Origin of the sequence: Sphingorhabdus sp., from assembly GCF_040079335.1 — a bacterium.
In the GTDB taxonomy this organism is placed as follows: domain Bacteria; phylum Pseudomonadota; class Alphaproteobacteria; order Sphingomonadales; family Sphingomonadaceae; genus Sphingorhabdus_B.
The window spans coordinates 1-7740 of sequence record NZ_JBEBKL010000069.1; the positions used below are offsets into that span (position 1 = coordinate 1).

The following is a 7740-nucleotide window of genomic DNA, read 5'->3' on the forward strand; positions in this document are numbered from 1 at the left end:
CGCCTGGAGCAGATGGCATGAGCGCGCTCCAGTCTCTCGAGACCGCGATCCATGCCGCATGGCGCGAACGCACTCCGCAATCAGCCGTCTGGCACGAGCGCGCGCAAGCAGCACTGGTAGGGGGTGTATCTGGAACGGTCCGATTTTTCCCGCCCTATCCGGCCTATTTCGAAGGTGGTCACGGCGCGCATGTCACCGACATCGACGGGCATGACTACATCGACTGCTTCCTGTGCGGAGCCTGCCTGTTGCTGGGCCACCGTGCGCCCGCCTTGATGGAGGCGATTGCCGAAGGGGCCACCAGAGGCTCGTTGATCCTGAACCCTCGTCACAGCACCGAGACAGCCGAGATGCTTCAGGGAATCGTGCCGGGGGCAGAACGGGTGCGCTTCCTCAACAGCGGCACCGAGGCTGTCATGTCGGCGCTGCGTTTCGCGCGCGCCTTCACAGGGCGGGCCAAGATCATCAAGTTTCTCGGTACCTATCACGGCATGGAAGACCAGATGCTGGTGGGGCTCGACGGGCGGGCTAATGTATTGGGGGCAGGCATCCCGTCCGGCGCGATAGAGGACATCATCATGCTGCGTTTTGGCGATGAGGAAGCATTGCACGCCGCGCTGGCCGTCGGAGACGTCGCAGCGGTGCTGATGGACCCCTCTATGCACCATGGCGGGCTGTGGGTGGGCGTTGGCCGCTTCCACCATGCCGCGCGCGACATGACCGCCAAGGCGGGCGCGCTGCTAATCTTTGACGAGGTCATCGCAGGCTTCCGGCTTGCGGCAGGCGGCGGTCAGCAGCATTTCGGGGTGACCGCGGACCTTGCCATCTTCGGCAAGGCGTTCTCGGCAGGTGAAAAGCTTGGCGCTGTCACGGGCCGGGCGGATGTAATGGGCGTGGCTGATCCCTCCGGGCGTTCCAAGGGACCTTTCGCCTTCCAGAGCGGTACAGGCAATGACACCACAGCCGCGCAGCTTTGCGCTCAGGCGGCGATGCGCGACTATGCGCAGCGTCAGGCGGATGGTGGCTATGGCCGGATCGCAGCACTAGCCCGGCGGCTGGGCGATGGGCTGGTGGCGACTTTTGCGGCACACGGGCTCGCGCTTCACGCCAACACGCTGGGGCCGATTGTCCGCATCTTCCTGATCGACGGCGCGGCGGACTATGACCGGGCGAGTATCACCAACCGCAAGCAGCTCAACCTGTTCCACCTCGCGCTGTTGTCAGAAGGCGTGCTGACAATCCCAGGCTCGAACGATTTCTTCCTATCATTCGCGCATAGCGAAGCGGATATCGACGCGATCATCGTTGCCGCCACGCGGGTGCTGGGGCGGTTCGATTTTGCCAGCGCGGTGGATCAGTGAGCGCGCTGCCAATCGCGGGCCACTGGTTCGCGCGCAAGGCGCTGGGCGATGGCATCACCCTGCTGTGGGAGCCGCATGTTCACCCGCTCCTACGCTGTAACATCTGGCATGTCGCGGGGCGTGACAGCGACCTTCTGGTCGATACCGGGCTGGGCGTGGCGAGCCTTGCCGAGGCCGCCGCCGACTTGTTCGATAAGTCGCTGACCGTCGTCCTAACGCACTGCCATATGGACCATGCGGGCGGTGCGCGTGAGTTCGGCGTGTGCTGCGTCCATGCTGCAGAGGCGCAGGCGCTGACCGACGCCAGCAATCATCTCCCGCTAGACGTTTCGGTCTATTCTCCCGATGATCTCGCCTGGTTTTCTGGCATTGGCTACGACATATCGGGCGGCCTTTTGACCGCAATCCCGCATGCCGGGTTCGATCCTGGCGCTCATATCATGCAAGGCGCCGCGGTCTCGCAGCTAATCGGCGAAGGCGATGTCGTCGACTTGGGCGACCGAGCGTTCGAGGTGCTGCATCTGCCCGGCCATTCGCCTGGCAGTATCGCATTGTGGGATGCACAAAGCGGCATTCTGTTCTCAGGCGATGCGATCTACGATGGCCCGCTGCTTGACGAGATTCCGGGCTCTGACATCCCGGCCTACATCCGCTCGATGGAACGTTTACGCGCCCTGCCCGCCCGTATTGTCCATGCCGGGCATGAACCCAGCTTTGGCCGAGACCGGCTGGTCGAACTGGCCGATGCCTATCTCAACAACAGGAGCGACCCATGACCATCGATGTCATTGTGCCCGAGGCCATGCGCAAAGCATACGAGGCCTTCCACTATGCGCCTGCGGTGCGCGAAGCTGGACTGATTTTCTGTTCGGGCGTGATCGGCCAGGGCGACAGCGCCGAGGACGAGTTTCGAGACGCCTGGCGAAAGATCGGCCTGATCCTTGCCGAAGCCGGTGCCGACTATGCCGATATTGTCGATACGACGATCTACATGGTTGATCTGGCCGCAAATGCTGCGGCGATGGCCAAGGTCAAGGATGAGTTCGTCCACGCACCCTATCCGGCCTCAACTTGGATCGGTGTTTCGGGTTTCATCCGTCCCGGCGCACGTGCGGAAATCAAGGTCACAGCGAGGCTCAAATCATGATGATCGAAGTTGGCGAACTGACCCGCGAAGTGGGCGCGACAGCGGCACGTGCGATCGAGGATGAGCTTGATTGGGAGCATCTGCCCCATGTCCACGCCTTTGCTTTTGAGCGCATCACCCTCAACAAGGCCGACCGCAATGGCTGGGATGCCAATGTTGTTTTGCGCGATGGGCAGGCGATGCGGATGACGGTGGCACTTGATCCAGACCGGATGGGTTACACCAACGCCACATTTGACACGGATGGCACCGAAAATGGCCGCACTGTCTGCCGGATTGCGCCCGGCGAAGGCGATTGCTGCACCATGCACCTGCGCTTTTTCGTCCCGGATCGCCCGGGCCTCGACAAGCCTGCTGTAGGCAAGTTCTATTCCGATATGTGGACCCGTCTGATTGACGAGGACGAGCCCAAGATGATCCACCGCACTCGCGCGCTGAAGGAAGGAGCCAGCCTCCATAAGCAGCGACGGCAGGTAACCTTGGCGGACGGTTCGGTCTGCAATGTGCCGCTGGTCTGTCCGCACCAAGGGCTCCCGTTCGACTGCGAACCGGATAGCGTCGGCGTGATGACCTGCCCCTGGCACGGCTACCGCTTCGATCCGCGCACTGGCGAATGCCTTTCCGGCCAGATCAAGGGATGGAGGCAAGCTGGTTAGCGCTGGAAGCTCGATCCCAATCAAACATTGCAATGGACTAAGGGACAAGATGACGCAGGAACTCATTGCCGTTGTCGGCTACGGAGCGGTTGGCCGATCGATCACTGCCCGGCTGGCAAAAGAGGGAAGATCTGTTCGGGTCGTTCAGCGAGCCCGCCCGGAAAGTCTTCCTGAGCAAGTGACATTCGAAACCGGCGATGCACTTGATGCCGCGTCCATTGGACAAGCACTCAAGGGCTGTAGCGCAGTTGTCTGTTCATTGGGGTTTCCCTATCGGGCAAGTGTTTGGGAGGAGGCTTGGCCCAGGGTAATGAGCAACATCCTTGCTGCTTGTGAAGCTGAGCAAGCCAGGCTCGTTTTTGCCGACAACATGTACATGTATGGGCCGCAGACCCTGCCGCTGACAGAAGACATGGCGCTAGCGGACTATCGGCGCAAACCACGGTCGCGCACGGTTGCGACCAGATTGTGGCAAAAGGCCCATCTCGACGGGCGGGTCCAGGCGGTCGCAGTCAGATCAAGTGACTTTTATGGCCCCGGTGTAAGACAGTCGATTTTTGGGGTGCCGACGCTCGGATTGATAGCGCAGGACAAGACTGTGCTCATGACCGCTGATCCTGATTTTCCACACGATGTTACCCATGTAGACGACTATGCGCGCGCAGTGGTTACACTGCTGGATGCATCGGTAAGAGACTATGGTAAAGCCTGGCATGTGCCTTGTTCAGCCACAATAGCTTTTCGGCAGTTCATGGAGATTGCCGCAGCGGCGATCGGAGTGGAGCTTAAAATCAGGCGCGTGGGCGAGATTTCGACCTATCTGCTTGGCTTTCTTAGCCGCGACGTTGCAGAATATCGCGAAATGCACTTCCTGCTGGACCGACCCTATCTGGTCGATAGCTCACGCTTCCGAGACCGGTTCTGGAGCGATACGATTCCGTTTGAAACAGGAATTGCGCAGGCAGTGGCATCGTTTCGACCGAGCGAGCAAAGCGCATGATGGAGATTATCGGCTCTGTTGGCGTCGCGATCCTGCTCGGCGCATTTTTTGCAAATCTTATGGGTTGGCTGACAACGGACCAAAAACTCTACCTTATCCTCAACGCATTGGGCGCAGCCATCGCCGCTTATGCTTCATGGGGCATAGGCTTCATGCCGTTCGTTGTTCTAGAGGCAACATGGTGTGCTGTGGCTTTGTTCACGTTGGCCAAGCCAATGATAACCAAAGCGGGATAAGCTGCACGGCCATACACGCTTAGCCGGCTGACGCAGCGGTTTGCTGTCCTGAACGTCAGCTATCTCGATCCGGGCGTTGGAAGGAGTCGTTCCGGATTGGCCAACTTAGCGGCCAAATAGGGGTAAATGAACGTAGGACCGCTTACCGACTTTTCACTCTTAAAAGCTGCCGTTCCGGACTCCCCAACTTTGCTGCCTTTTCGACACGCCGCAATTTGGCAGGAGGTCTGTCGCTAAACTCCTAAGTTTTGCGACAGAGTGCTTGGGCTATGCATTCTGGCGTCTATGCGTGTCGCAAATGTCGGTTGCTAAAGTTTCAAATTTCGATACATATATGCGACATGTTGATTGGCTATGCACGCGTCTCGACCGACGATCAGGATCTCTCGCTCCAGAGGGCAGCACTCAAGACTGTCGATTGCACGCGGATCTATGAGGAGAAGATTTCTGGCGCGCGGCGTGATTGACCTGAACTGGCCCGGCTGCTGGACAACCTTCGTTCAGAAGATGTGGTTGTCGTTACCAGACTCGACCGCCTGGCACGCTCGACCCGCGATCTTCTCGAAATTACGGAGCGATTGAACGAACGCGGCACCGGTTTGAGATCTTTGGCGGAGCCATGGGCCGACACGACCTCTCCCGCTGGTCGAATGGTGCTTACTGTCTTCGCGGGGATCGCGGAATTCGAGCGCGCGCTCATACACCAGCGGACCAGTTCTGGGCGTGTGGCGGCAAAGGCGCGTGGGGTCCGTTTTGGCCGCCCCCCAAAACTGACATCAGATCAAATTATGCTGGGAAGTCGATTGGTCAACGAGGGAACATCGGTCCGAGAAGCCGCCAAACTTCTCAAATGCCATCATGCAACGCTCTACCGAGCACTCGAACTAAAGCTAGCGAGTGGTTCAAATGACTGACAATCATGCAGAATCAATGGGTTATTAAAACCATCACGTTGAGGAATCCCAGAAATCAGCCATTTCCTATACCGTTACTTTGGGCGGAAGTGGTACGGAAACCCCTCCACATCGGATCAAAATGGGCTTGTAGCATCGCGACTTACTTTGTGAAGAAGTAAATAGCTGTATCAAAGATTAGGAGCAGGGGTGATGCTTGCAGAGTACGATCTTGCAGTCAATTTCCCCGGGCGTTGATATAGATTGGAGACGACGTGGCCACCCCAATTTCCGGATAGGTTTGGGTTGCGGGAGTTGAACCTGAAGGCACGCTACCACGTTGACCGATCCTATAAAATACGACGTCCGGGGTTACCCACCAATTGGTTGGATTAGGCGCCTTGACAGCATTGGGGCCAGGTCATGAATAGATTTCAGACGCAGCGGTTAGGAACCAGACTATGCCAGTGAGCAAAAATTGGCCCGAAGGCGCATAGAAAGTAGGCCAAAGCACTGGCATCAGGCCCAATATCGAAAAGTGTAACGAGACAGGTGGTTTTAGCCTCTGCCCCTGAAATGTACAGACGACGGCAATTAACGAGCGAACGAAGGTCGTTGAACGTCCGCAATGTTAGCGGTACCGGACTAGCCGAATGTTTGACATCCAGGCTATTCAATCATCGTCCGAGTTACAGCATTATCCGCCATTCGTTCAGGATAGCATATGCACAGAGTGTACGAGAAACCGTTAAACGCGATCGAAAATGCTTCTATTGTTTAAGGAGAGGAATCTATGAAACTGAGCATATTTGTTTGCTTCGCTTTGGCGAAATTTTGCGTATCAATCCCGATTGCGGCAGCAGTCCCGCCTTCAGCTAAATCACTCAACGAACTGGAGGCCGCGATCAAACGTGGCCGCTATGGACCAATTGTTGCCGTGGAGGCGGAGCAGCACCAAAAAACAATCTGGAGTTATCGCAGGGACCGTCGGGATGCAGACATGCCCCACGATATTCGCTCAGCCGGAAAGTCAATAACTGCGCTGGCGGTCGGGATGGCAATCGCTGACGGACGACTGGAATCGGTGAATGTGAAAGTATGGCCGCTGCTGGGAGCAGCAACGGACGATCCACACAACGTCATAACTGTTCGCGACTTACTCACAATGTCATCGGCACTGAAATGCGACGACGCCGTTCCCCAGTCGCCCGGTCAGGAGGAACGCATGTACCGCACGCGCGACTGGCGGGCATTTGCCATGGCAATCCCCATAGATCCGCAATACAACCGAACCACTAATGGCCAAGGGCGCTTTGCTTACTGCACGGCTGGTGTATTCCTTCTAGGCCGTGAACTCATAAATATCCCCTTCGAGGCGTCGAAATGGCAAAGATATCGGAGCAAAATGCCCGCGGGCGATAGTCATTCTACCGGCAAGGGTATTTTGCTTCGAGATCGAAGCCATTTCGGCGTCCTTCGGATTTGACCCTTTTTGTCCATTGCTGCGTTGGCAAAGCTCGACTTAGAACCACTAAGCCTCCGCTTTGCCGCCTTACACTGAACAAAATGGCCTCAAACCTCGCAGGGGATATTTATGAGTTCACGGCCTAGTTCGCGTTCAGCGTTGTTGAGAACACGGGTAGAAATACCAAGCGCAGTTGCGGTTTGCTGTGGCTGTTCCCACGTTCCGCAAATCCTTCCGGCAAGAAAATCGCTATCCCGGCATTTGCCAACATGATGCCGTAGCAATCGGATTGCGGTCGCCGAAACATCAAATACGCTTCGCGCGACAGCGTCGAATGTATCAATCAGGGCAAATCGCCCAATTCCTTTTGGCAGGCCGCCGTGTTTCAGGGTGATGCCCATTTCGCACCTCCCACAAGTTTTTGGCTGGCACGCGATTCTGGGATGACGTGGCAAGACGATGTAGTCGCCAAGCTATCGAATGCGCCGCTGTGAAGGGTTCCAGCCTTCCCAGTGGCTTTTTCTTTTGAGTCTGGTGGGTCTGTTATCCGTTTTTCTAGGCCCTCCTTTGGCCAATTTTCTGAATGGTCTATAGATGGCTTGGTGCAAATATCGGAAAATATTGTAAAAAACATACTAAACGCTTATCCTCGCGAATGTGTATGTTCCCGATAGAATCCCTTCACCCACTCCAGTTTTCTTTAAATCGAAAAAATGCCGAGAGGCAGCGGCCAGCTATGCTGCGTGTCTACTCAGCACGCTATTTGGCCCCATGCCGATATCATCGCCATTGGCCCACACTGAATGGGTGCCTGAACAGAAACGTTCGGGCAGGATGATGCGGCATACAGGACCTGCCGCGAAATTTTTGGCGTCGATCAACACACATTCCGCCCGGTCATTTTCGACATCGGCGATGAACGATACAAGATAGCCGTCGTCTTCGCTTTGCGCGTTGATGCGCGGCGCAAACGGGCTTTCGC

Annotated in this window: 9 protein-coding genes and 1 pseudogene; 8 read left to right on the forward strand and 2 right to left on the reverse strand. The window is 56.9% G+C overall.

Annotated features, from left to right (window positions below):
- The 8 genes and pseudogenes from ABL922_RS13520 to ABL922_RS13555 form a co-directional block, all read left to right on the forward strand.
- Nucleotides 1–1361 (forward strand): aminotransferase class III-fold pyridoxal phosphate-dependent enzyme (locus ABL922_RS13520; RefSeq protein WP_349024738.1); only part of this gene is annotated, 1361 nt, incomplete at its 5' end.
- Nucleotides 1358–2137 carry an MBL fold metallo-hydrolase gene (locus tag ABL922_RS13525; RefSeq protein WP_349024739.1) on the forward strand — a complete coding sequence of 260 codons (780 nt, stop codon included), beginning with the start codon at nucleotides 1358–1360 and terminating at the stop codon, nucleotides 2135–2137. The genes ABL922_RS13520 and ABL922_RS13525, both read left to right, overlap by 4 nt.
- A complete protein-coding gene (locus ABL922_RS13530) occupies nucleotides 2134–2508 on the forward strand; it encodes a Rid family hydrolase (protein WP_349024740.1) in 375 nt (124 codons plus the stop codon). Before ABL922_RS13525 ends, ABL922_RS13530 begins: the two co-directional genes overlap by 4 nt.
- Nucleotides 2505–3164: a Rieske 2Fe-2S domain-containing protein gene (locus tag ABL922_RS13535; RefSeq protein WP_349024741.1), complete on the forward strand. Its 660-nt coding sequence runs from the start codon at nucleotides 2505–2507 to the stop codon at nucleotides 3162–3164. The genes ABL922_RS13530 and ABL922_RS13535 overlap by 4 nt, the downstream gene beginning before the upstream one ends.
- Before the next feature lie 49 nt (nucleotides 3165–3213).
- Nucleotides 3214–4164, forward strand: coding sequence for an NAD-dependent epimerase/dehydratase family protein (locus ABL922_RS13540; protein ID WP_349024742.1), 951 nt, complete (start codon nucleotides 3214–3216; stop codon nucleotides 4162–4164).
- Nucleotides 4161–4400 (forward strand): hypothetical protein, encoded by a 240-nt coding sequence (locus ABL922_RS13545; protein WP_349024743.1) that lies wholly within the window; start codon nucleotides 4161–4163, stop codon nucleotides 4398–4400. Before ABL922_RS13540 ends, ABL922_RS13545 begins: the two co-directional genes overlap by 4 nt.
- A gap of 341 nt (nucleotides 4401–4741) precedes the next feature.
- Nucleotides 4742–5314 (forward strand): annotated as a pseudogene (locus ABL922_RS13550) (recombinase family protein).
- 772 nt (nucleotides 5315–6086) lie between these two features.
- The gene (locus ABL922_RS13555; protein WP_349024744.1) at nucleotides 6087–6779 is read left to right on the forward strand and encodes a serine hydrolase; all 693 of its coding nucleotides are present in this window, start codon (nucleotides 6087–6089) and stop codon (nucleotides 6777–6779) included.
- Nucleotides 6780–6865: 86 nt separating this feature from the next.
- Here the strand turns inward: ABL922_RS13555 and ABL922_RS13560 are convergent, their stop codons facing one another.
- A complete protein-coding gene (locus ABL922_RS13560) occupies nucleotides 6866–7159 on the reverse strand; it encodes a hypothetical protein (protein WP_349024745.1) in 294 nt (97 codons plus the stop codon).
- Nucleotides 7160–7492: 333 nt separating this feature from the next.
- The coding region (locus ABL922_RS13565; protein ID WP_349024746.1) for a carotenoid oxygenase family protein at nucleotides 7493–7740 on the reverse strand (248 nt) is incomplete at its 5' end.